The sequence below is a fragment of the Streptomyces sp. NBC_01433 genome (genome assembly GCF_026340105.1).
Lineage (GTDB): Bacteria > Actinomycetota > Actinomycetes > Streptomycetales > Streptomycetaceae > Streptomyces.
This window is the reverse complement of the sequence record NZ_JAPEPM010000003.1, coordinates 364967-388661: the sequence shown is the minus strand read 5'-3', so window position 1 is coordinate 388661 and position 23695 is coordinate 364967. Positions and strand designations below refer to the sequence as shown.

Here is a 23695-nt window from a genome sequence, read left to right as displayed (position 1 = left end):
CGGTCAGGCGGGAACGGGCTGGGGCACCGGCGCGGTGAGCCGCCCGGCGCGGGCCAGGGCGAGGACCGCGCCCGCGCAGCCGGCGCCGGTCAGCGTCAGAACGGTCCACACCAGCCACAGCGCCCGGTGCTGCTCTGCGTAGTCCCACAGGGCACCGGTGGCCAGGTTGCCCAGGGTGATGCCGATGCCCGAGACGGTGTTGTAGAGGCCGTAGTGGGTGGCGACGAGACGGTTGCCGGACAGGGAGACGACGGTGTCCATCTCGAAGGGGTAGACGATCGCGCTGCCGGCCGACAGGGCGATCACCGCGGCCGCCAGAGCGGCCAGCGTCATGGCGCCCGGTACGGCTGTGCCGCTCGCCGACGTCAGGGCGAGCGGTGAGAAGGCCAGACCCATCAGAGCGAGCCCGCGGACGAGGGCCTGTTCACCGCCGAAGCGTGATGTCACCCAGCCGGTCAGCCGCAGTTGCCCGGCGACGGCCACCGCCGCGGACAGGACGAACAGCAGGCTGGTGGCCTTCGTTCCCGCCGACCCGAACGCCTCGCCTGCGGCGAGCGGCAACGCGAGGTAGACCTGGAAGGTCAGCACGTAGGAGCCGATCATCGCGCACGAGAACAGCAGGAACGGCCGGTTGGCCACCACCGTGCGCCACTGTGCCAGCACCCCGCTCTCCCGCCCGCCGCTGTCGGCGGCACGGCGGGCGGGCAAGGCCCGGCCCTGCAGAACGGTCAGGGCGGCGAAGATGCCCGCGGCCACGACGCACACCAGGCGGAAGTCGGCCGCCAGCAGGGCGAGGCCGACCAGCGGGCCCAGCAGCATCCCGGCCTGGTAGTAGACGTTGAACGTCGCGAACGCCTCCACCCGCCGCTCCCCCGACTCGGCGGCGAGGTAGGCGCGCACGGCCGGGTTGAACAGGGCGCCGGCGAAGCCGGTGGCCGCCGAGGCGATCACGAGAACGGGCAGGCTGTCCACGACACCGAGCAGGGCGAACCCACCCGTCCGCAACACGCACCCGGCCATGATCGGGACCTTGTAGCCGTAGCGGTCGGCGATCGTGCCGCCGATGAGGAACATGCCCTGCTGGGAGAAGTTGCGTACCCCCAGCACCAGGCCGACCGCCCACGCGGCCAGACCGAGTTCACCGGCGAGGTGCGCGGCGAGGTAGGGCATGAGCATGTAGAAGGCGAGATTGATGGCGAACTGATTGGCCATCAACAGCCGCACTGCGGGCGGGAAGCTCAGGGTCGAGGTCCACAGTGTCTTCATCGGGTCGCTCCCGCCAGGCTCGCCGCACCCGTGTCGCAGGCCGGGGCCGGAGCGGGGTCCAGGACGGTCTCGCACCTCGTCCACCGCGTGACGACCCGCTCGCCGGGGTGGGCGATGCGGTCCGGGGCAGCGGCCGGCTCGCATCCCAGCAGCCGGCGTTCCCGGCACCAGGCGTCGTCGAAGACCGTACCGGCGTAACGGTGCGGGCCGTCGGGGAACACGGCCGCGATCCGGGCCTCGGCCGGGAGCGTTGTGGCGAGATGCCGGGCGACCAGGGCGACCGCGCCCACGCTCCACCCGCCGGTGGCGTACCGGGAGCGGGCCAACGCCCGTGCCGCCCACACCGCTTCACCTGCCGCAACCCAGTGGACCTCGTCGAAAAGGGTGTAGTCGACGTTGCGCGGATAGATGCTGCTGCCCAAGCCCCGCATCAGCCGTGGTGCGGCCTCCTGCCCGAAGATCGTGGAACCGCAGGTGTCGACGGCCACCACCTTCAAGGCGGGGAAGAATCCGCGCAGGACCGAGGCGATACCGGCGGAGTGTCCACCGGTACCCACACTGACCACCAGGGCGTCGATCCGCCCGAGCTGGGCGACGAGCTCCTGGGCAAGGCCCACGTACGCGGTCACGTTGTCGGGGTTGTGGTACTGATCCGGGCACCACGCATCCGGGTGGACCGCGAGGAGTTCACCGACGCGCTCGCGGCGGGCCTGCTGCCAGCCCCCGACGGGATGCGGCTCTGTGACGGTCTGCACATCGGCGCCGTAGGCGGCGAGCAGGCCCGATACCAGGGGCTCCATCCCAGGGTCGGTGACCACGGTCACCGGGTGGCCGAAGACGATCCCGGCCAGCGCGAGCCCAAGGCCCAACGTGCCGGAGGTGGATTCCACGATCCGTGCGCCGGGCAGCAGGTCGCCGCGCTCACGGGCGCGTTCCACCATGAAGAGGGCGGTGCGGTCCTTGATGCCGCCGGGGTTGTGGCCTTCGAGTTTGGCCCAGAATCCGCGCCCGGCCCTTGCGAAGGGCTCACCGACCCACAGCACGGGGGTATCACCGACCAGAGCGGCCGGGGTGTGGGCTCGGCGTGTGGCTCCGGACAGCATCTGGGCCGGGGCCAGGACGGAAGGGGGCATGAGGGATGAGTTCATCGCGCTGCTCTCCTGCCGGCCCGCAGCACCCGATCAGGGCGGGGCGGGCCGGGGTGTTCGAGGACGGAACCGCTGGGGACGATGACGCCACCAGGCTCGCGCGATCACAGGCGCGGCCAGTGGCGCGGTCCGCTCAGGTCCGCCACACCCCGAGTTCGGCGCGCGCACGGCTGTGCTCTGCAGGGTGCGCACCACCCGCGCGGCATCGTGCTCGGCCCTTCGCACCCTGCCACCGGGCACCCTCTCGCGGGAGGAGCCCGTCGTCGGCCGCCGGGGGCGCGGGCAGATCCGCCCGAGGGCCGGCCTCGGCGGGCTCATCCACCCCGGTGCACTCCGCCGCGGCCCCGTGGCCACACAGTGCCGGAGCGGCGACGACGGACGCCCCGGCGGGATGGGCGTTCGGCGAGGTGGTGGCCGCGACGGCGGCCACCGTGTCGGTACGGGGCATCCCGGCGGCTTGCGGACCGTGGGCGCAGCCGAGCACATGCAGCAGCCCGGCCAGCACCGTGATCAGCACCAGCAGCCGCGGCACAGTCCGGGGCACACGAAGACCCGCTCCCACCAACACAGCACACAGGGTATTCGAGTCGTTACATAAAGTGCTTGTTAGTCGCGGAGCGGCCAGCCTTCGCGACCACGGACGAGCCCCATGGGGCCGACGGAACCGGGGCCCGGCGGCAAGGGAATGCGATGCGGTATCCGACGGCGAGCACGAACACGTCGGCCACCCCCTTCGCCCCGTCGGCTGCCCAGCGCCCCGTCGCACGCGAGCTTGCCAGCCATCTCGCGGCGGTCGGCGCCGTGTTGGACCAGGCGGGTTCGCCAGCCGGTGATCGGTTCTCAAGCCCCTCCCCCGGCACGGCTGTTCGGTCACCGGTCGTGAACGAGTTCCGCCACCGCGACGGATGCGCCGGCAGCCGTCCCGATCACGCCCGTGATCGTCCACCGGCGCAGCGGGACCGTCCGTGGATCCCGCCTCGCTCTCCCCGGCCATCGTGCCGCCCGGGTGCAGCCGCGATCTTCGATACGGCGTGACTCTCAGCCGCCGTTCCGCAGGCCGGCCAGGACGAGGTCGACGGTGCGTTCGACCAGGGAAGCGTCCAGCGGGGCGTGTCGGAAAAGGGCCCGGTAGTAGACCGGTGCCGCGAGCGCGTCAAGGGTGAACTCCATCTCGGCGCGGTCGAGTTCGCGGATGTCGCCGCGTGCGGCGGCGGTGCGCAGCACGGCTTCGGTGCTACGCCGACGGGCGCGGAAGACGTCGTCGAGGAAGCTCTCGCGCAGCTCGGGTTCGCGGGCGAGATCGGCGACGAGCGCGGGCAGGACGGGGCCCAGGACCGTGGTCTCGAACGCGGTGACCAGGCTGCCGATGCCGACGAGCAGGTCCGCGCGCAGGTCGCCGCTGTCCACCGTCGGCGTGGTGCCCAGGACCGTGGCCAGCGCGTCGGTGACCAGGTGCTGTTTTGAGGGCCAGCGACGGTAGATGGCCGGCCTGTAGACGTCGGCGTTCTTCGCCACCTGCCCGATCGTGAGGTCGGCGTAGCCGACTTCGGCGAGCAGGTCGAGCGTCGCGGCGCGCACGGCGGCGTCGATCTGCGGATCCTTCTGGCGGCCGGCGGTGCGCGGGGGCGGGGGCACGAGTGAGTCCTTTCGGTCGACTTGCGGACTGTAGCCCGATTTTGAATTGATACAGGTCGTACTGTATCAATTCAAGGGTGACCCCGGCCCGAACCGGCCTCCCTCCATCGAAGGACCTCCTATGTCCACTCCGCCCCCGCGTCCCCCGACGCTCCGCGATACCGCCCCCACCTCCCCCCTGCCGATACCGGCGAGGACCGGTCCGGCGATCGGTGCCCTGATCGCGCTCGCCCTGGTGGCCCTCGATCTACGGGCACCGGTCACCGCGATCGCCCCGCTGCTCGGCCGCCTTCGCGACGACCTTGGCCTGTCGGCCGCGGCGGTGAGCGCGCTGACCGCGCTGCCGGTGCTGTGCCTGGGCGTGTTCGCGTTCGCAGGCCCCGTGCTCGGACGGCGGTACGGCGAGGCGCGCGTGGTGCTCGCGAGCCTGATCCTGCTCGCCGTCGGAGCGACGCTGCGGCTGCTCCCGGGAGCGGCGGCGTTGTTCGTGGGCACGGTGCTGGTCGGCGCGGCGATCGGGCTCGCCAACGTGCTGCTGCCCGGCCTGATCCGGCGGCGCTTCGCGGGCGCGGTGGCCGGGGTGACCGCGTTCTACTCGGCGTTCCTGACCCTGGGCGGCGCGACCGGTTCGGCGGTCGCGCCGCCATTGGCCGACGCGACCGGATGGGCCTGGCGCGGTGCCCTGGCGCTGGTGGCCGTCCCCCTGTCGATCGCGGCGATCCTGGCCTGGTGGCCGGGGGTCCGCGCGGACGCGCGGGCCGTCGACGCGCCGGCGCCGGAGCGCGTGCGGCTGTGGCGGGACGCGACGGCGTGGCGGGTCACGGTCTTCTTCGCGGCCCAGGCGCTGTTGGCGTACGTCGTGTTCGGCTGGCTGCCCACGATGGCCCAGGACCGGGGCATCGGCGAGGCACAGAGCGGCCTCCTGCTGTCGCTGACCAGCCTGGTGGGTGTCGCGGGGGCCGCGCTGCTGCCCGCGGTGTACCGCCGTCTGCCCGACCAGCGCGGGCCCGCCGTGCTCGTGGCGGTGCTCAGCGGGGTGGGTCTCACCGGCATCGTCCTGGCCCCCGCGCCGGCGGGCGTGTGGGCCGCGTCCGTGGTCCTGGGGCTCGGGCAGGGGGCCGGATTCGCAGTCGCGCTGAGCCTGATCGGGCTGCGTACCGGCAACGGCGACGAGACATCGGCGCTGTCCTCGATGGCCCAGGGCACCGGCTTCCTCATCGCCACGATCGGTCCGCTGGGCGCGGGGCTTCTGCACGAGGCGAGCGGCGGATGGGGCGTTCCCTTGGCAACGCTCCTGGCCGTGTGCGCGATCCAGGCAGCCGCAGGTCTCGGCGCGGGGCGCGCCGGGCAGGTCCGGGGCGGGTCCGGCCCGGAAGCGGCCTGACACCTGACAAGACACGGGCGGAGCGGAGCGAGAGCCTGGGCACGGCTTTCCGCCGCCGTCCCGGAGTGCGGGTCGGGGGCGGCCTGCCGCCCGTCCTTGTCGAGGTCGGTGGCGTAATTGAACTGGGTGACGAGGTCGTTGGAGGAGGCGAAGAACAGCTCGCCGGTCACGGAGTAGAACACGGCGGTGCCGTCGGGGTCGGTGACCGAGGTGACGTTGGCGACGATCAGGCCGACTTTCGCGCCATGGCCAGGCGCAGGGGCGATGATCGTCAATGTGCCCTGGGTGAACGGCACGTCCCGGAGTCCTGGTACGGGCAGGGAGGAGGGCAGGGCGCCCTCCGCACCGACGGTCGGTACCGCGATCCCGGCGGCGACCGTGATGACGGTGAGGATGACGGAGGAGTTCGCCGCCGCACTGCGCGAGTGTCTTGGGCACGCTCCCGCCCTCTGACGACACCGCACGACATCCGCGTGAGCATCGCGGCCGCCTGCCCTCCGGCCCCGGCCGGCTCGTTCAAGATCCAGTGCGGTTCCCCGCACCACCGAGGGCCCAAGCCTCGATGTCACGGTAGTGGATCGGTCCGCGGCTCCGGCCGACGTTGCTGCCGACCAGGTGCAGACGTTCGGCAGGCCATCGGCGGCCGGTGAATCCGGCGAACCCCTCGGCGATTTCTCCCGCCGAGGATCGATCTCCTCGGCGGGCACGGGCCAACGTCAGATGTGGGCGCAGCGGCCGATCCTCGAAGGCGACGCCGCAGCTACTGACCGCGGTACGCACATCGGCGGCGAGCATGTGCAGCTCATCGAGGTCTCCCTCGATCCCGCTCCACAGCACCCGGTCGTCGAAGGTTCCGCTGCCGCGCAGTGCCAAAGAGGGTGGCTGGTGGTTCGCTGCGAGGTCGGCGAGAGCCGGGCGCAGGTCCGGGACTGTCTCGGCCGGTAGCTCCCCGAGGAACGCCAGGGTGATGTGCCAGTCCTCGATGCGGTTCCATCGCATGTGAGGGTGCGTGTCATAGGCGGGGCGCAGTTCCTGGGCCAGTTCTTCTTTCGCGTGGTCGGGCGGGGCGAGGGCGATGAACACGCGAACGGTCGCGGGCTGAGTCTGTTCGTTCACACCGCACTTCGTACCGCACCCGGGTGGCCGGTGTGCACACCGGCCACCACCGCCGTGCGGTGGAGCGCCCGCACGGGATGTGGGACCGACGGCTGCGTACGACGGCGGTGCCGCGAGCGCGGGCCGCAGGGGACGGCAGGTTCCCTCACGCCGTCCTGGAGCTGGGCGGCAACCTGGATGAACCGTCAGGGGCCCCGCCACCGTGGCGGCGGGTCCAGAACAGCGGCGACAGCGCCCTGTGGTCCGCGTCGGCGAGTTGGTCCGCCCTGCTCCTGCTGCGGCAGAACTGGGCCTCGAAGTCCTTGGTTCCGCCGTGCCCACCAGCCGCCCGGCCCTCCCCGGGGCCGGCGGCTCAATGCGCTCGTTGCGGCACCGGGCCACCACCGCCGCCGCAACGCGATCCCGTGACAGCTCCACCCGACACCGTTCATCGGCCGGCCACTCCTGGTCCTCCTCGGTGTTCGCCCCGAACCCGTACACCTCCCGGATCGCCTTGCCGTGCCGCTTGATCCGGTCACGCTGCCAGTCGTAGTCCGCCAGGCCCCTGCCATGATCGTCATCATGGGGATACACATCGCGCCGGCCCAGGTGGCCGACTTCCACGAGGTCCTGGCTGATCACCCCCGCTACTGGGGCGAACGCGACCTTCGGTCTCTGCACCTTCTGGCACTGGTGCAGGAGTTCGGCTCCACCTGCCTGGCCGCCCGGGCCGAGGACGGAATCCGTGGGTACGTCTTCGGGTTCGTCACCCCGGGCGGCACCGGGTACGTGCATCTGATCGCCACGCGGGACGATGCCCGTGGCACCGGTCTCGGGCGTCGCCTGTACGCGGCGTTCGCCGAGGCAGCGGACCGTCATGGTGCACGGCGGTTGAAGGCGATCACGTCCATCGAGAACACCGGGTCGATCGCCTTCCATCGCAGCCTCGGCTTCGACATGAAGATCGTCGACGACTACGACGGCCCCGGCCGGGCCATGGCCGTCTTCCACCGAGATCTGCCGCTCGACGTCTGACGTCCCTGACCAGCCAGCAGTCGCCCAGGCGGGCGGGGCGGAGTTCGACGGCCGCCCGCCTTCGGCCTTCCCGCTCAGCCTGCCACCGGTGTTCGCGCCGTGGTCCGGTCGCCATAGCGGTGGGCCCACGGCAGAGCCTCCTCCAGTACGGCCGAGAGGCCGAACAGGAGATCCTCGCGGCCCCATCCGGCCGTGAGCGAGACCCCCAGCGGGAGTCCCTCGGAGCTCCAGCCCAGTGGCAGGCTGACGGTCGGATACCCGGTGGCGTTCCCGATGACGGTATTGCCGGTGAAGGCGGTCATCGCGGCCAGTTCCCCAGCCGGATCGTCATCGTCGCGAAGCCGGCCGATGAGCGTCGGCGGCGTGGTCACGGTCGGGGTGATCACGATGTCGGCGTCCGCGTAGTCGAGCGTCCAGGCTCGCGCGCGGGCCTGGACGACACCGATCGCGGCGGCCAGTTCACCCGAGGTGCACTGCTGCGAGCGGGTCCGCAGGTGGCGGACGATCGGGCGCAGGGCCGTCTCGTCGAACGCCATGACCCTGGCCCCGACCAGCGCGGTGAACATCACCCGGAATCCCTCGGTGAACTCGGGGTCCGGCGCCTGGTCCCGGGCGAACACCTGATGGCCCAGTCCGTCCAGCGTCCGGGCGGTGAGTTCCGCCGCGGCGGCGACCTCGGCATCCACCCGGGACCCCGAGACCGACCCCTGCGCGAGCGCCACGCGGAGCCGCGGCACGGGGGCGTCGCACGCGCGTTCGTAGCTGTCGACGCGGGGCGGATGCACGGTGCCGACTCCCGTACGGGTGGTCAACGCGTCGAGGAACGCGGCCGTGTCGCGTACGGTGCGGGCGAGCGGACCCCGTACGGAAAGCCCCATACCGTCGGAGCCGGCCGGGCCCGCGGTGACGAGGCCGCGGCTGGGCTTGAGCCCGATCACACCGCAGGCGCTCGCGGGGGAACGCACGGATCCCGCGGTGTCGCTCCCCTGCGCGAGCGGAACCAGCAGCGCGCCGACGGCGGCCGCCGCCCCGCCGCTGCTGCCGGCCGCGCTGCGGCTGAGGTCGAACGGGCTGCGCGCCGGTTCCGACACCTCGGGCTCGCTGTAGCAGGCCGCCCCGAACTCCGGAACGGTGGTCTTGCCGAGGCTGATCAGCCCGGCGTCAGCCATGACGTCGACGATCTCGTCGTTGTGTCCGGGAACCCAGTCGCGGAAGAGCGCGGAACCCAGTGTGGTGCGTACGCCCGCCGTCGCCTCCAGATCCTTGACGGCGGTGGGCACGCCGAACAGGCGTGGCAGTCCGGCGCGGTCGGTCGAGCGCAATGCGCGTTCGGCCCCGGACGCTTCCGCGCGGGCCCGGTCGGCCGACACCGTGATGAAGGCGCCCACCCGGTCGCCGCCTTCGATGCGGGCCAGCAGATGGTCCACGACTTCGGTGGGACTCGTTTCCCCGCACTCGTACGCGGCGGCCAGCTGAAGGGCCGAGAGGTCGTGCAACTCCGTCATGGGCACTCCCATTGATGTTTCGTTACGCGTATCGATATGGTGCGGGCATGGTGGGCGAGAAGGCAAGCACTCCGAGGAACGGCCGTCCCCGGGCGGTGACGCTCGACGTGGTCCTGGACGCGGCTACCGAGATGGCCGACGACCGGGGCCTCGACACGGTGACCCTCCGGGCGCTCGCCGACCGGCTCGGTGTGTCGCCGATGGCCATCCACCGCACGACCGGTGGCATCGAGGCCCTCCAGCACGCGCTGGTTTCCAGGATCGTCGGCGAGGTGACCCGGTCCGTGGTCTGGCCGGACGACTGGCGCGGTGTCGTCCGGCTGTTCGCGCACTCGCTCCACGACCTGCTCATGCGACATCCCGTCGTACTGGAGGCGCACCGCCGCGCCCCCCTCGTCGGGCCCGGCGCGGACGATGCCGCGCACCGGGTCGTCGCGGCACTGCGCTCCGCGGGACTCGACGACGAGTCCGCCGCGTACGCGTACGGCACCCTGCACGACTTCGTCACCGGCCACGCGGCGATCCGCCTCGGCCGCCGTGACCCGGAACCGCACCGGTCCCCGCCCGGGAGCGGGGCCCGGTCCGTCTTCGCGGACCACCACGACCACGACCGCCGGTTCGCCTTCGGACTCGACTTCGTCATCGGTGGAATCGCCGCCGCTGCCGCCACCCCCGTATCACCCGAGGAGCAGCGATGACCCCCTCCTCGCAGGACCTGCCCGCGACGGTCCGCCTGACGGCCCCCGGCGGGCGCCGTATCGCCTACTGCTCGTACGGGGACCCCACCGCCCCGCCCGTGATCGTGCTCCACGGCACCCCGGGCAGCCGTTTCGAGGGGGTCGCACTGCGGCAGGCGGCCGCGGACGCGGGCCTTCACCTGGTCTGCCCGGACCGCCCCGGATACGGCGAGACCGATCCCGTGCCCGGCCGGGGCTTCCACCGCTGGAACGACGATTTCGTGGCCCTGCTCGACCACCTCGGCCACCGGCGGGCACCGCTTGTGGCGATCTCGGGCAGCGGCGGGTACGCCCTGTCCGCCGCCCAGGCGCACCCCGTACGGGTGACGAAGCTGATCCTCGCGTGCGCCGCCGTCCCCGGAGCACCCCGGCAGACGTACGCACGCCGGATCCCGATCGTGAAGTGGCTGAACCGGCTGGTGCGCTGGGCCCCGGTGATCGCCCGGCCGATGCTCGCGGGGACGGGAATCCTCAAGCGCACGAGAGGCCGTGAGACGCACCTCGCCGCCTGGCCGCCGGCCGACCAACTGATCATGATGGAACCGGAGTTCCGGGCGTTCTCGGAGCTGGACACCACCGAGGGCAGACGCCAGGGCATGGATGCGGCCATGGCTGATCTCGCCGGATACGCCCGCCCGCTGCCGGAACCGCTGGGAACGATCCGGGTGCCGACCGTGTTCATCCACGGCGAGGCGGACGGCAACGTCCCCATCGAGGTGGCGCGTTGGGCGCACGCACAGATCGACGGCGCCGAACTGCGCTCGATCCCCGACGGCGGGCACCTCTTCCTCCTCATGGACGCGGAACCGCTCCTGCGGGAACTCGCCTGACCGGGGCGCAGCGGCGGAAGGGGATTGCCCCTGACTCTGCGTCAGGGTTGGAGCCTTGTCGCATGACGAACAACAGCACCTCCTCCGATCGGCTCGCTCCGCCGATCGGAGGATTCCAGCAGATCGACGGCCGCCGCGTCTTCGTACACCGGTCGGGCAGCGGCGGACCGGCCGTCGTGTTCCTGCCGGGCGCCAGCGCGGTCGGCCTCGACTATTTCGGTGTCCAGCAAGGGGTTTCGCAGTTCACCACCGCCGTCGTGTACGACCGCGGCGGCACGGGCTACAGCGACCCCCTCCCCCTGCCGCGCACTGCCGCCGCGGTCGTCACGGAGCTGCGCGAGCTGCTGCGCGCCCAGAACATCGCCGCCCCATACGGCTCGCGGCACACTCCCTCGGCGGCCTCTACGCGCATCGGTTCGCTCAGCTGTACCCCCAGGACGTGGCCGGGCTGGTCTGGTTGGACGCCCTCCACCGCGACTGGGACGACTTCATGCCTCCCACGGCGGGCCTGGCCGCGATCGAGCGGATGGCACCTGACCGGGAGCAGCTGGAACAGATGCGCCCGGCCCTGCGCGAGATGAGAGCTGAGCTGCTCGCTGACTACCCGGAGCACATGCGGCAGGCGCTGCTGGATGCCAAAGCGAGTGACGAATGGACCCGCTCCTGCATCGCCGAGCGCACCGAGCTGACCGAACTCGCCACCGAACTGCGGGCCGGGCCGAACGTTCCCGACGTCCCGGTGGTCGCTCTCACCGTGGTGGGAACCGACCCCGGCCAGCAGGCGCTGACGTCGGAGCGGACGTTGCGAGAGATGCGTGACGGCAGGACGAGAATGGACGCGGCCCTGGTGAGCGCGGTCTCGTACGGGCAACAGCGCGTCATCCCCGACACCGCGCACCACCGCCTCTGCTTCGACCGCCCCGATGCCGTCGTTCAGGCGATCCGCGACGTCGTCGACCGGGCCGGTCCGGGGCCGTCGGCCTCGCCGGCCTCGACCACACCGTCGTTGTGAGGACAGCCATACCCGGGACCCCCTGGGTATGGCTGTCGGCTCTCACCGTCCGGTCAGCGCCGGGTGGTGAGCAGTACTCTGGCGCGGTCGAACGCCGAGTCACGGTCCGCCGCGAATTCCTTCTCCGTGAACACCGGTGTGCGCAGGTGTGGGGGGATCCCCGGGCCCTCGAAACTGTGCCCGCGGCGGTTGGTGTACTTCTCGTTGGAGAGGGTGAACGTCCAGCCGTTGGGCAGCGAGCGCGCGAGGGTGTCGGAGAAGACCCCCTGGGTGTGCTCGCCGATCCGGACGGTGGGCGAAGGCCGTTCGGCCAGCGCCTGGGTGAAGGTCTCGCCGGCGCTGACGGTCGAGCCGCTGGTCAGCAGCGCGATCGGACCGGTGTAGCGGGGCGAATCGTCGGCCGGGACCACGCGCATGGTCTGGCGCGGGGTGAGCCGGGTGTCGTCCTGCGGGTCGTTGCGGGTCTGCTTGGCGTAGGCGGTGTACGGGTGGTTGGTGAGCCGGTTCGCGATCTGCAGCCCGAGCCCGTCCAGCCCGCCCATGTTGACCCGTATGTCGATGATCAGCCCGCGCCAGGCGCCGGGGCCCGAGGTCCGGGCCCGGGTGATGATCCGGTCCAGGACCCGGGCGAGCTCGGGGGAGTCGGTCGCGTGCCCGTACTCGCCGGTCGTGTAGGCGATGAAGCGGCTCACCCGCAGATAGCCGATGCCCCCCGGCAGTTCCGCGTAGCCGATCGCGCCGTTGGCGTGCCTTTCCAGCGGCTTTCCGCCCAGGTCACGCCGTTCGACGAACTTCCGGACGCGGTCGTCGTACTCCAGGGAGGGCGAGGTCGTGCCGGGCCGGATCGTCTCGGCGTAGCGGGTGAGTTCGGGGGTGGCCGCCTCAAGTGAGACATGCGAGTCCTGGAGCGGCGCGACCATCGCGGCCAGGATGTCGAAGAGTTCTCCGGGAGGCGTCGCGGCATTGACCCTCGGCCGGTACTTCGCGCGGGCCGCGTCCCAGTCGACCCCCCGGCCGGCAAAAAATGCGTAATTCTCCTTGAACGTCTGCCAGAACACGTCGAACGTCGCCACCGGGCCGGTCGGCTGATCCTGACCGCAGGGGGTCGGCAGGGCGCTGATCCGGCGCATCCGCTGGGTGCCCACCGCTCCGTCGTAGCTGTAGACGGCTCGCGATGCGGTCTGGGGCCGTACGGTCAGGACGGCGCCGTCCTGGGCGAACCGGACGGCACCGTCGGGGCCGGTCGAACCGTCCTGACGTACGGTTATAGCGGGCCGGCAGCTGATGGCCGTGGTGTCCCAGGTGCGCATCACCCCGTCGCTGATGGTGAGAGCGGTCCCGTAACCGTCCATCTGCCAGATCCCGTCCGCCGACAGGCTCTTGCGGACTTCGGGCGCCGAGGGCGCGGCGGCGGCCGTGCCCAGCGTTCCGGTCAGCGCGAGGACGGTCCCCGCCGCCAGGAGCACACCACGCCGGGCCCGCCGCCCAGGTCCTCCGGAGCCGCCGGGTCGCCCGGATCTCTCTGATTCCTCAGTCCCGACGGAAAGCGTCGATAACGTCACTCTGTTCCTCCCCATGGGTGCGGTCGGCCCTCATCGTCCCGTGGGCACTTCCGCCACCGCGTCACCCCAGGAGCACCGGGCCGGTCAACCCAAAGAGGTACAAGAGGGGTTGGAGACCCTTAAGGGCCGGCGCTCGGCCGACGCGGGCCGGGTCCGGCCGGTGGCCAGGACAATGCACTCCGGCGCTCCGCGCCTCAACTTGTTCTTCATCTACCAGGATCGGGTTGATCCGGTCCCGCGCCTGGGCTTCGGCCTTGCCGTAGTTCACGGTGTCGGTGGCCGTGGTGACCGCCGGTTCGGGCCAGGTCTCGGGTTTGGCGAAGCTGAACTCCGGCCCGTGCTTGGGCACGCGCCCGCCTTCCAACCGGGGCAGCGGCAACTCGGCGAGCAGCGCGCGCAGCCGCTCGACACGGCCTTCGGTTGATCCCGAATCTCTGTGACGGAGCACAGGACCGAGCGAGGGCCGTCCGCCTGTCCGGCGCATCCTCAGGTGAGTGATCCAGTTCGAGCACTGTTCAAGACCGGATCGGCTCACGCTCGCAGAACTCATGGTCGTAGGACTCACGGTCGGTCGATCCTGAACCTTTGGGCCGATGCCCCGCCGGGTCACTCCCCCATACGCTGCCGCATCCAGAACATGATTCAGGACGAGGAGCATGACATGCCCGCCACCGGCCAGAGCCATATCCGCATCGCCCGGCCGTCGCGTGACCTCGCCTCGGCGGCGCACTTCTGGGTCGGCGGGCTCGGGCTGAGCATACTTTTCCGGTCGGAGAGCGCAGGTCGGCCGGACAAGCACGATCTGTTGATGGTCGGCTGGCCGGACGCCTCCTGGCACCTTGAGCTCGTCCACGACGCAGCCGTCGAACCGCGACCTACCGAGGAAGACCTGCTCGTCGTCTACCTCGACGAGCAGGTCCCGCAAACGCTGCTCTCCCGCCTGGAAGCCCATGGCGGCAAGCGCGTGCGGGCCCGTAACCCGTACTGGGACACCTGGGGCACCAGCATCGAAGATCCGGACGGTTACCGGTTGGTCCTCAGTACCCGCCGCTGGACCAACTCCTGACCCTCAGAAGCTGGAGATCGTACGGCCCTCTCCCCCGGGGCGAAGGCTGAAAGTCAAGCTGAGGGCTGTCCCCCGTAAACTCATCGCGACCACGTTGCACGAAGATCCGAGGAGGACGGTGCTCACGATCGGCCGGCTCGCGGCAACCGCCGGCGTGACTGTGCGCACCGTTCGCCATTACCACCACGTCGGCCTGTTGCCCGAGCCCGAGCGCGATGCCTCCGGTTACCGCCGCTACAGCGCGCAAGCGGCGGTGGATCTCATCCGGATCAGGACCCTCGCCGACGCGGGGGTGCCACTGGCCCGCATCGACGCGCTGCTGCATGCGCGGCCGACCGAGTTCGCCGCGGCCATCACCGACATCGACGCCGAATTGCAGCGCAAGATCGACCAGCTCGCCGAATACCGCCGCAGGATCGCCGAACTGGCCGGAGGTGAAAGGCTTTTCCTGCCCCCCGAGGTGGTCGCCATCCTGAACCGGATGCGCGGTCTCGGGGTCAGCGAACTGCGGGTACGGCTTGAGCGCGACGCGTGGATCCTGATGCAGGCACTGGATCCGCAGGTCATGCCGCAGCGGATACGGGACAAGAACGCCGCCTTCGACGATCCCGAGACGACGCGCCTGTATCTCGCCTGTGATCAATCGGTCGACTGGGATCCGCACGATCCACGCCTGGACCGGCTCATCGACGACCTGGACGCATGGGAGATCACCCACGAACGAGACAGCAACCGGGCGGGGTACCTGAAGCTGGTCTCGTCCCGGATCTCCGAGGCCTCACCGGCATGGCAACGCATCCTCGATGCGCTCGCCCACCGCGCAAAGCAGCGCCGGTCCGCCGGGCACGACAGCTGAAACCGGCGCCTCCTGCCCAAGTGGTTGCCTTGTGGGCAGCGGCGCCGTACCGAGCCGCAGCTCTCCAGGAACAGGGAGCCCGGAACGTGGCTACCGTGCTGGAGGGATTCGGTAGACCGAGACGTGGGAACGCGACTCGGCGGTGAACGCGGCGCCCGCCCAGTCCGCGTGCCTGGTCTCCAGCTCGAATCCGGCCAGCTGAGCCATGAGGTCGAGTTCGGCCGGCCAGATGTAGCGGTGAGGGCTGCGGAACAGTGTGGCCCGCGTGGTCTCGTCGAAGCGGAAGTGGTGCGATACGACGTGCTGGCGCAGGACGTCGTAGGTGTCCAAACCGATGCAGTCCGGTTCGGACTGCCAGACAGTGGCCGTCTCGCCCGGCGGTAGCTTGCGCAGCTCGGGCACCCAGAGCTCGACCACGAATCGCCCACCGGGCGCGAGGTGGCGGGCGGCGTTGCGGAAGCACTCGACCTGCTCGGCCTGGGTGAGCAGGTTGGAGATCGTGTTGTAGACGAGGTAGACCAGTGTGTACTTTCCGGGCACGACCGTGGTCGCCATGTCACCGATGACGACGGGGATCGTCGCGTCGTCCGCCTTGGTACGCAGTCGCTCCACCATCGGCAGTGACAACTCGACGCCGGTGACGGGCACTCCTCGCCCGGCGAGCGGGACCGCTACCCGACCGGTCCCGATGGCGAACTCAAGCGCCGCTCCCTCCCCCCGCGAGATGGGCGAGCCGGTCCACGGTCGGGCCCAGGACCTCAGGTGCGGACATGCCGGATCCTGGCGTGTCGTAGCGGAGGGCGGTATCGGCGTCCCAGATCTTCTCCTGCCGCATGCCGCCAACGCTCGCCGTCTGCCCGAGCCCTGTCCAGCGATTATTCGCCCCGGCCTGCCGCGCTCTCGCCCGTCGGGTATGGCGCCGGGCAGGTGTTTCCCACCGAGAAACGTGTCAGTCGGTCGTACAGTCGACGCATGCCCGAGCTGAGCCACCGACGGAAAATGCTCGTGCTGGCGATCTGCTGCATGAGCCTCCTCATCGTCAGCCTCGACAACACCATCCTCAATGTCGCCCTGCCTTCCATGCAGCGCGAACTGCACGCTTCCGTATCCGGGCTGCAATGGACGATCGACGCGTACACGCTCGTCCTCGCCGCCCTGCTGATGCTCTCGGGGTCGACGGCCGACCGGATCGGCCGCCGCCGGGTTTTCAAGATCGGTCTCGTCCTGTTCACACTCGGTTCGGCGCTCTGCTCCATCGCGCCGAACCTCGAATCGCTCGTCGCCTTCAGGATGGTGCAGGCCGTCGGCGGTTCGATGCTCAATCCCGTCGCGATGTCGATCATCACCAATACCTTCACCGGGCCCCGTGAGCGCGCCCGCGCCATCGGCGTCTGGGGCGGCGTCGTGGGTATCTCGATGGCGGCGGGCCCCCTCATCGGCGGACTTCTGGTGGACTCCGTCGGCTGGCGGTCGATCTTCTGGATCAACCTGCCGATCGGAGCCGCAGCCCTGCTGCTGACCTGGCGGTACGTTCCCGAGTCCCGCGCCCCCAAGCCCCGTCGGCCCGACCCCGTCGGTCAACTGCTGGTCATCGGTGTGCTGGGCGCGCTGACGTACGCGATCATCGAGGCCCCCTCGGCCGGCTTGACCTCACCGCTGATCGTGTCCTTCGCCGCCGTGTCGGTCCTGTCTCTGACGGCACTCGTCCTGTACGAGCCGCGGCGTGCCGAGCCACTGATCGACCTGCGGTTCTTTCGCAGTGCGCCGTTCAGCGGGGCGACCGTCATCGCTGTGTGCGCCTTCGCGGCGTTGGGCGGGTTCCTCTTCCTGAACACGCTCTACCTCCAGAACGTACGAGGTCTGTCCGCACTGCACGCCGGGCTGTACATGCTCCCGATGGCTGCCATGACCTTCGTCTGCGCCCCGCTCTCGGGCCGGCTGGTCGGCAGCCGCGGCCCGCGCCTCCCGCTGTTGATCGCCGGGACCGCGATGACGGCGAGTGGTGTCCTCTTCGCCGCGTTCGACGCAGAGCGGACGACGGCGCTGATGTTCACCGGATACGTTCTGTTCGGCCTGGGCTTCGGCATGGTCAACGCCCCCATCACCAACACCGCCGTCTCCGGCATGCCCCGCTCCCAGGCGGGCGTGGCGGCGGCCGTCGCGTCCACCAGTCGCCAGATCGGCCAGACGCTGGGCGTCGCGGTGATCGGCGCGGTGCTGGCGGGCGGAGCCGTGGGCGCGGTGGGCTCGGCGCCGTACCGTACGGGATTCATCGACGTGAGCCGTTCGGCCTGGTGGATCATCACGGCCTGCGGTGCGTGCGTCCTGTTGGTGGGCGCGCTGACCAGCGGCTCGTGGGCGGGGCGCACGGCACGACGTACGGCGGAACTCCTGGAGCCCGCGAAGACGGCGGCTCGGACCTCGGCCGACACCGGCACCGGCACCGGGGCTGACAGCAGGTAGTCGTCTCGGTGGAGGGGGCCATCCTCTGGCTGAGCACCGGCCGCTTCGCCCGGCGGGTGGCGGTGAAGCCGGGGCGCGCGGCCCACGCTTCTCGGTGAGGGCCCCGTTTCGACGGCACAGGCCGGCCGGGTGCGCTCCGCCTGCGGTCCTCCCTGGGGTGGCCGCCGCCGGTCCGTCTCTACCTCCGGTTAGAGGCGGCGATCCCCCTTCGGCCGGAGGCATGCCGGGTGTCGGCGACCGTAGCCTCGTCACATCATGCAACGAACCGACGACCGGCTCCTACCGGTCCTCCTGCTCGCCGTCCAGGCCGCTGTATGGCCCGGCGCGGCACTGCTGCGCGGCGTCGAGCCATCCGCCGCCCAGCTCCTCGCGGCCGCTCTGACGGGTGGTCTGGTGACCATCGCGCTGGCCGCCCGGCGGGCTCGCCCCGTGCTCGCCCTGCTGGTGGTCGTCACGGCCTGCGCGCTCGGCGCGGGTCCGCTGCCCGTCGGTGCCGTGGCGGTTCTGGGCACCGGCGGCGTGGCCCTCGCCCTCCTCTCCGTGGCCGTCGAGCGGGACACCACGACCGCGCTGCTGTGTGTGGTGACGCTTGAGGTCTGGCAGGCGCTGCACGGCATCACGCTGCACGGGCTCGGTCAGCGCGACGGCCTCGATCTCCTCCTCACCACCCTGCTCTACGCGGCCGCTTGCGGCACCGGACTGCACCTGCGCCGAGTACGCGCCGCGCGCGACACCGCCGAGCGGCGCCTGCGCCGGGCGGAGACGGAGCGCGACCGTCTCCCCGCGACCGAACGCCGACGCATGGAACGGGAGTTGCACGATGTCAGCGCACATCACCTGACGGCCGTCGTGGTCACCTGCGAAGCGGCCCTGGGGCTGCGGGAGCGCCGCCCCGAGCTGGCCCAGGAGGCGCTGGTGTTCGCCGCCGACACCGGCCGCGAGGTAGGACAGGCGTTGAGCGCCGTCCGGTCCCCACAGCCCACGGCGGAAGACGGCCCGGCCCCTCGGGAGCACCTGAACGCGCTGGTGAACGGCTTCCGCAGCCTGGGACAGCCCGTGTCCAGCGACATCCGCGGCCTGCCGGGCGGCTCCGCCGACGAGGTGGTGTACGGGATCGTCCGCGAAGCTCTCACCAACGCGGTCCGCCATGCCTTCGGCGCCCCCACCACGGTGCGTTGCACCCACGACGACTACCGCACGGAGGTCATCGTGCGGAACGGGCCCGTGGACCCGCCCGCCGGTGCTGCGGCACCCGGCGCGGGCCTGGGCGGCGGGCGCGGCCAGACCTTCCTGCGTGGGCGGGCGCGCGAGGCGGGCGGCACCCTGAGCAGCGGGCCGACGCCCGACGGCGGGTGGGAAGTGCGCGCGCTACTGCCGGGACGGGTCGCGGGGCCGCCGCGGGCGGCTGTGCCGAGGGCGTACCGGGTCGCGCAGTTCGCCGCAGCCGCGGGGCTGTGCCTGCAACCGCTGTTGCCGGTATTGGTCATACGGGCGGACGACGCGTCCGGCGGGTCGGGCGTCTCGCCCGGAGTGCTGTTCGCGTTGCTGGCCACGGCTCAGGCGGTGGCGCTGCTGTGGCTGCGGCGGGCGCCACGAACCGTGCTGGTCGCCCTGGCCGTGCTGGCCGCCCTCTGGCCGGCCGCGATGGCCGCGAGCGGATACGCGGGGCCTGTCGTCCTGCCGCCCCTGATGAGCATGATCGCCACCTGCGCGGCGCTCGTCATGCTCGCGTCCCGCACTCCGTCCGATGCCGACACCGCGGCGCCGCCCCGCCTGGCCGCGCCCGTGGCGCTCGCCGTCGTGCACGCGGCGGCCACGACCGTCGTGGTACTCCTCACCGACCGTGGCGCGGGTGCGGTGGCGGTGGCCGGGCTCGCGAGCGCCGGAGCGGGCCTGGCTGCGGGTGCCGCCTGGTGGGCGGGCGTTCGGTACGGCCGTCGCGAGCGGGCCGCCCGTACCGCGGACGACGACCGCCTCGCCACGTGGACCGGGGAGGCGGTCCGGGACGCCTGGGCCGAACGCCGCCGCATCACCGCCGGACTGGAGACGACCGTGCTCGCGCGCACCGCGGACGTGGTCGAAGCGGCCGAGGCGGGGCGGCTCGCGGAGACGGCGAACCGGGCCCGTGACGCGCTGGCCGCCATGCGCGCCCTGCTCGACTCCGTTCGTGACGGCGCGCCATCGGCCGAACTCCGGCCGCAGCCCACGCTGGAGGCGCTCGATCTGCTCGCCCACCAGTGCCGGGCCAGTGGCCGCGAGGTCGAGGTACGACGTACCGCCAGGGTTCCGCGGCGGCTGCCGGCCGCGGTGGACCTCGCCGCCTACCGCGTCGCGGAGACCCTCCTGGCGGCCGGTGACGACGGCCCCACCTCACTCGTGCTCGACGCGGCGGACGGCGTCCTGAGCCTCACCGCCACCGGTGCCCCGCACGCGACCCGTCCGGGCGTACAGGAGCGGCTGGCGGCGCACGCGACCGCCCTCGGTGGCAGCCTGTCCACCCCACAGCCGGGTACCGCACTCCTGCGCCTGCCGCTGGGGCCCACGGCGAAGAATTCCGACCGGAACAATGACACCTCGGATCCCGGGGCGCCCGCCCCGGAACGGGGAGACGAGGAGGGGCCCCGATGCCCATCACGGTGATGGTCGTCGACGACCAGAGTGTCGTCCGAGCGGGTTTCGCGGCCGTCATCGACGCGGAGCAGGACATGACGGTGGTGGGTGAGGCGGGCGACGGCGCCACCGCGGTCCGGCTGGCCGGACAACTCGCCCCCGACGTGATCGTCATGGACGTACGGATGCCCGAGCTCGACGGAATCGCCGCCACCCGCATTCTCACCGGCCGCGAGGGCGGGCCGCGCGTGCTGGTGCTGACGACCTTCGACCTCGACGCCTACGTCTTCGACGCGCTGCGCGCCGGCGCTTCCGGCTTCCTGCTCAAGGACGTCCAGGCCGCCGAACTCCTGCACAGCATCCGTGTGGTGGCCGCCGGGGAGAGCGTGCTCGCCCCCTCCGCGACGCGTCGCCTCATCAGCCATTACGCCGCCGGCCCGCGCACCGGGCCCCGGGCCGGTGCCGAGCCGGGAATCCTGGACCGGCTGACCGCACGCGAGAACTTCGTCCTCGCGCTGATCGCTTCGGGGCTGAACAACACGGAGATCGCCGAGGAGCTGGGCATCACCGTCGGCACCGTCAAATCCCATGTCAACGCCCTGCTGCGCAAGCTGGGACTGCGCGACCGGGTACAGGCGACGATCCTCGCCTACGACCTCGGCATCACCCGCCCGAACCCGCCCGCCGCGTAACCGCGATTCCCCGGGACGCACTGAACCGAGCCCATCCCCCCGCTCCTGTCGGCGGGTCCACCGGCACGCCGTGCCGGCCGAGTCACCACCAGAAAGGACACCACCCATGAACACGTCCACCACACACGAGGAGCACAGCCCCATGACCGCGTCCGGCAGTCCTTTCCTGCGCACCGTGCGTGAGGCGCTCAGCAGCGTCGTCGCACTCGTCTACCTCGCCGTCTGCGCGATCCTGCTCATTTGGGCGCTCACGGTGGACGCCGGCGACGACGCGTCCTTCGCCGGGGTGATCCCGACGTTCGCCACGGCACCGGTCAGCCTGGTTCTGCTGGTGCTGCCGGACCACATTTCCATGGCGATCTTCGCCATTGCTCTGGGAGCGCTGGTGAACGCCGTGCTGATCGGCTGGTGCGTCCGCACCCTGCGCCGGGGCCGGGGCGATTTCACGCCGACGGCCTGAGAGACCGACAGTCGGCCTTGGGGGGTCGGCACATGGCTCGCCCCCCTATGTCGCCAAAGCGCTTACGCCACTGTGGCGTTCGCCTCGTTCGGCTCGTTCGGCTGTACCCGCTGTACCGCTTGTACGGCGGGTACAGCCGAGGCCGGGCCGCTACGGGCCGTCCTTGCCCGGCTGGGTCCGCGGCCCGCGCCACCTGATCATCAGGAATGAGGCAACCGCCAGCATGCAGCCGAGCACGGCGAGTGCGCCGCCCGCCCATTCGGCGACCTCCCATGTGGTGCTGGTCGAAAGTCGGCATGCCGGGTCGCACTCCCACGAGTTGGCGGAGTGGCGCGTCACGGCCCAGAGGGAAGCCAGACCGAGAAGGAACAGCAGGATCCCGGAGCAGAACATCCTGCGGGCGGCGAGCACATAGCCGCGCGAGTAGGTGTCGACCATACGGGCCACGGTCCCAGGCAACGGGCCCGGCAGGCAACACCTGGGCGGCGAGGCGACCGTTGCCGCGTCACGGTGACTTCGCCGGGCGTGCGATACCGAACGTTCCCCGTCTCCGGAAGCGGGACCGCCGAAGCCTCCTAAGGGGCCGGGTGGCTGACCCGTCGTTCGAGGTGAATCTCGGTGAAGACGGCGACCTTGGCGCGCAGGGCCCAGGGGTCGAAGGGCTTGCTGATGTAATCGACCGCCCCGGCCGCGTACCCACGCGCGGTGTGCTCGGGATCGACGCCCATCGCGGTGAGGAAGATGATCGGTACGTCCCGGTTGCGGGGCCGGCGCTTGATGTGGGCGGCGGTCTCGTAGCCGTCCATCTCGGGCATCTGCACGTCCATGATGATGACGGCGAAATCGTCGTGGTGGAGCAGCGCCTTCAGTGCCTCCCGGCCGGAGGAGACGGTGACGAGTTCCTGGTCCAACGTCTCCAGCACGGCCGTCATGGCGAGCAGGTTGTCGGGCTGGTCGTCCACGACAAGGACCTTGGGCATGGGCATGAGCTGGGGTGCGGGCTGGGGCAGTGCCGCCGGATGCTCGACGGCCTCCAGCTGGCGCTCCAGCAGATCGCAGCGGGCTTCCGCGTCCGCCCGTTGCTCCTGCGCTGCCTGGAGTTCCCTCCCCAGCCGCGCCACCTCCTGCCGCAGGGCGTCACGCTCCCCCAGCAGTTCCGAAACGTCGGGGTGCGCCGCGGCCAGCTGGCCGGCACGCTCGCGCTCGGCCTTGAGCGTCGCTTCCATCTGGTTGAGCCGCACTCCCAGGTCAGCGATGCGGTGCTTGCGGTCCAGCAGGGCGTCGCCCAAAACGTCGCCTCGGACACTGGAGCGGCGCGAGACCCGGTCGGCGTCGGCCAGTTGCTGCTCGATGATCTGTGCCGCGTGTTTCGGGGAGGAGTTGGCGTCGACGGCCGACCCGTAGAGCTCGCGTACGAACTCGATGGTCTCGGCGGTGACGGTGGTGCCGCGGTGCTCGGCCAGGTCGGCGAACAGGTCCATGACCACCGGCCAGGGAGGTAAGCGGGTCCCGTTGAGGTAGCGGGAGAACGTGCCGGGATCACGCTGGTGTCTGGCCGCGTACCGGCGCACGGACACCTCCAGTCCCTCGAACAACTCCCGCAGGGCCTCGGCCAGTGCGCGTGATTCTCTCGTCAGGTCCTGCCCCAGGGGCCGCAGTTCACCCATGGTCCTCCGCCTTCCGACAGACGCCCCCGTTTTCCCCGGGTGCGATCAGGCGGTCGAAGAACGGAATCGCCAGCCCGGCGACGGCGAGGCAGGCGAGCACGCTGCGCGGGGAGCCCTCCCCCGCCAGCCAGGACAGTGCCCCCGCCGCTGTGCCGCTGAGCGCTGCCAGCAGGAAAACCAGAGCCGTTTTCAGCGGCAGCATAGGCCGATCCATGTGAGTCTCCATTCATCTGCCCCGCTCGGGGGCGGGAGAGGTATCCCGCCCGACTGACGGCCAAGTGGGTGACACACAGCATGGTGCGTCACCGGGCCGTTGCGGTACGTGATCAAGGAATAAGGCAACGAAAACCGTCGTTGCCACGGGCCCGCTCCCGGGCGAAGTCGTCGTTCCCGCAGTTCAGAGTGCCGGCCGGGCAGTACGTTGCCAGTGTGTAGCCGTGCAACGTTGCCGGCACGGTGTGGGCAACACCGTCCGGAGCCGGGCAGCACGAAGCCCCGGAGCGATTGTGGCTCCGAGGCCCGGACGGGTATTTCAATCCGGACCGCATTTCAGCCCGGACGGCATTTCAGCGCTTGGGGTAGACACTGGCGACGCATGCCGACGAGGAGGCCCTCCGCGTTCGCGGCAAGCGCCGCACCGGCCGGCAGCCGGCCGCCACCCCGGACACCGGC

General features: G+C 71.2%; 21 protein-coding genes and 3 pseudogenes. 11 read left to right on the top strand and 13 right to left on the bottom strand.

The annotated features are described in order from the left end of the window. Positions 1–3 precede the first annotated feature (3 nt). The 4 genes from OG413_RS38575 to OG413_RS38560 form a co-directional block, all read right to left on the bottom strand. Entirely contained in the window at positions 4–1266 is a 1263-nt protein-coding gene (locus OG413_RS38575; protein ID WP_266813879.1) for an MFS transporter, read from the bottom strand. Continuing rightward, positions 1263–2414: a PLP-dependent cysteine synthase family protein gene (locus OG413_RS38570; protein ID WP_323138005.1), complete on the bottom strand. Its 1152-nt coding sequence runs from the start codon at positions 2412–2414 to the stop codon at positions 1263–1265. The genes OG413_RS38575 and OG413_RS38570 overlap by 4 nt, the downstream gene beginning before the upstream one ends. Before the next feature lie 133 nt (positions 2415–2547). Continuing rightward, entirely contained in the window at positions 2548–2958 is a 411-nt protein-coding gene (locus OG413_RS38565) for a hypothetical protein (protein WP_266813877.1), read from the bottom strand. Between the two features lie 494 nt (positions 2959–3452). Next, positions 3453–4049, bottom strand: coding sequence for a TetR/AcrR family transcriptional regulator (locus OG413_RS38560; RefSeq protein ID WP_266813875.1), 597 nt, complete (start codon positions 4047–4049; stop codon positions 3453–3455). A 121-nt stretch (positions 4050–4170) separates the two neighbouring features. Here OG413_RS38560 and OG413_RS38555 point away from each other — a divergent pair, with 121 nt between their 5' ends. Beyond that, positions 4171–5433 (top strand): MFS transporter, encoded by a 1263-nt coding sequence (locus tag OG413_RS38555; RefSeq protein WP_266813873.1) that lies wholly within the window; start codon positions 4171–4173, stop codon positions 5431–5433. A gap of 206 nt (positions 5434–5639) precedes the next feature. Here the strand turns inward: OG413_RS38555 and OG413_RS38550 are convergent. Both OG413_RS38550 and thpR read right to left on the bottom strand, forming a co-directional pair. After that, a pseudogene (locus tag OG413_RS38550) lies at positions 5640–5837 on the bottom strand (sodium-independent anion transporter); the annotation flags it as partial. Positions 5838–5949: 112 nt separating this feature from the next. Further along, positions 5950–6549 (bottom strand): RNA 2',3'-cyclic phosphodiesterase, encoded by a 600-nt coding sequence (thpR, locus tag OG413_RS38545; RefSeq protein ID WP_266813871.1) that lies wholly within the window; start codon positions 6547–6549, stop codon positions 5950–5952. A 549-nt stretch (positions 6550–7098) separates the two neighbouring features. Between thpR and OG413_RS38540 the strand changes: the two genes are divergently transcribed. Further along, the gene (locus OG413_RS38540; protein WP_266813869.1) at positions 7099–7563 is read left to right on the top strand and encodes a GNAT family N-acetyltransferase; all 465 of its coding nucleotides are present in this window, start codon (positions 7099–7101) and stop codon (positions 7561–7563) included. 74 nt (positions 7564–7637) lie between these two features. Here OG413_RS38540 and OG413_RS38535 read toward each other — a convergent pair whose 3' ends face one another. Next, positions 7638–9068, bottom strand: coding sequence for an amidase (locus tag OG413_RS38535; RefSeq protein WP_266813867.1), 1431 nt, complete (start codon positions 9066–9068; stop codon positions 7638–7640). 47 nt (positions 9069–9115) lie between these two features. Between OG413_RS38535 and OG413_RS38530 the strand changes: the two genes are divergently transcribed. The 3 genes from OG413_RS38530 to OG413_RS47030 are packed head-to-tail and all read left to right on the top strand — an operon-like array spanning position 9116 to position 11647. Further along, complete coding sequence (locus OG413_RS38530; protein WP_266813865.1) at positions 9116–9766, top strand: TetR/AcrR family transcriptional regulator; 651 nt, start codon at positions 9116–9118, stop codon at positions 9764–9766. Then, positions 9763–10635: an alpha/beta fold hydrolase gene (locus OG413_RS38525; RefSeq protein ID WP_266813863.1), complete on the top strand. Its 873-nt coding sequence runs from the start codon at positions 9763–9765 to the stop codon at positions 10633–10635. The genes OG413_RS38530 and OG413_RS38525 overlap by 4 nt, the downstream gene beginning before the upstream one ends. A 55-nt stretch (positions 10636–10690) precedes the next feature. Next, entirely contained in the window at positions 10691–11647 is a 957-nt protein-coding gene (locus tag OG413_RS47030; RefSeq protein WP_323138003.1) for an alpha/beta hydrolase, read from the top strand. Between the two features lie 53 nt (positions 11648–11700). Here OG413_RS47030 and OG413_RS38515 read toward each other — a convergent pair whose 3' ends face one another. Both OG413_RS38515 and OG413_RS47025 read right to left on the bottom strand, forming a co-directional pair. Beyond that, entirely contained in the window at positions 11701–13113 is a 1413-nt protein-coding gene (locus tag OG413_RS38515; protein ID WP_266813859.1) for a S41 family peptidase, read from the bottom strand. 310 nt (positions 13114–13423) lie between these two features. After that, positions 13424–13567, bottom strand: a pseudogene (locus tag OG413_RS47025) (transposase); the annotation flags it as partial. Positions 13568–13870: 303 nt separating this feature from the next. Here OG413_RS47025 and OG413_RS38505 point away from each other — a divergent pair. Continuing rightward, complete coding sequence (locus tag OG413_RS38505) at positions 13871–14275, top strand: VOC family protein (protein ID WP_266813855.1); 405 nt, start codon at positions 13871–13873, stop codon at positions 14273–14275. A 118-nt stretch (positions 14276–14393) separates the two neighbouring features. Continuing rightward, positions 14394–15131, top strand: a complete 738-nt coding sequence (locus OG413_RS38500) for a MerR family transcriptional regulator (RefSeq protein ID WP_266813853.1) — start codon at positions 14394–14396, stop codon at positions 15129–15131. Between the two features lie 90 nt (positions 15132–15221). On the opposite strand, the pseudogene OG413_RS38495 reads toward OG413_RS38500, so the two are convergent. Then, positions 15222–15966, bottom strand: a pseudogene (locus OG413_RS38495) (class I SAM-dependent methyltransferase). Positions 15967–16103: 137 nt separating this feature from the next. Here OG413_RS38495 and OG413_RS38490 point away from each other — a divergent pair. From OG413_RS38490 to OG413_RS38475, 4 genes are all read left to right on the top strand, one after another. Then, positions 16104–17594, top strand: a complete 1491-nt coding sequence (locus tag OG413_RS38490; protein ID WP_266813851.1) for an MFS transporter — start codon at positions 16104–16106, stop codon at positions 17592–17594. A 255-nt stretch (positions 17595–17849) separates the two neighbouring features. Beyond that, a complete protein-coding gene (locus OG413_RS38485) occupies positions 17850–20234 on the top strand; it encodes a histidine kinase (RefSeq protein WP_266813849.1) in 2385 nt (794 codons plus the stop codon). Continuing rightward, a complete protein-coding gene (locus OG413_RS38480; protein ID WP_266813847.1) occupies positions 20219–20896 on the top strand; it encodes a response regulator transcription factor in 678 nt (225 codons plus the stop codon). Before OG413_RS38485 ends, OG413_RS38480 begins: the two co-directional genes overlap by 16 nt. 106 nt (positions 20897–21002) lie before the next feature. After that, positions 21003–21356, top strand: a complete 354-nt coding sequence (locus OG413_RS38475) for an SCO4225 family membrane protein (RefSeq protein WP_323138002.1) — start codon at positions 21003–21005, stop codon at positions 21354–21356. 150 nt (positions 21357–21506) lie between these two features. Here the strand turns inward: OG413_RS38475 and OG413_RS38470 are convergent, their stop codons facing one another. From OG413_RS38470 to OG413_RS38460, 3 genes are all read right to left on the bottom strand, one after another. Continuing rightward, complete coding sequence (locus OG413_RS38470) at positions 21507–21794, bottom strand: hypothetical protein (protein WP_266813846.1); 288 nt, start codon at positions 21792–21794, stop codon at positions 21507–21509. 137 nt (positions 21795–21931) lie between these two features. Further along, positions 21932–23023, bottom strand: a complete 1092-nt coding sequence (locus tag OG413_RS38465; protein ID WP_266813844.1) for a response regulator — start codon at positions 23021–23023, stop codon at positions 21932–21934. Continuing rightward, positions 23016–23237, bottom strand: coding sequence for a hypothetical protein (locus OG413_RS38460; RefSeq protein WP_266813843.1), 222 nt, complete (start codon positions 23235–23237; stop codon positions 23016–23018). Before OG413_RS38460 ends, OG413_RS38465 begins: the two co-directional genes overlap by 8 nt. Positions 23238–23695 lie beyond the last annotated feature (458 nt).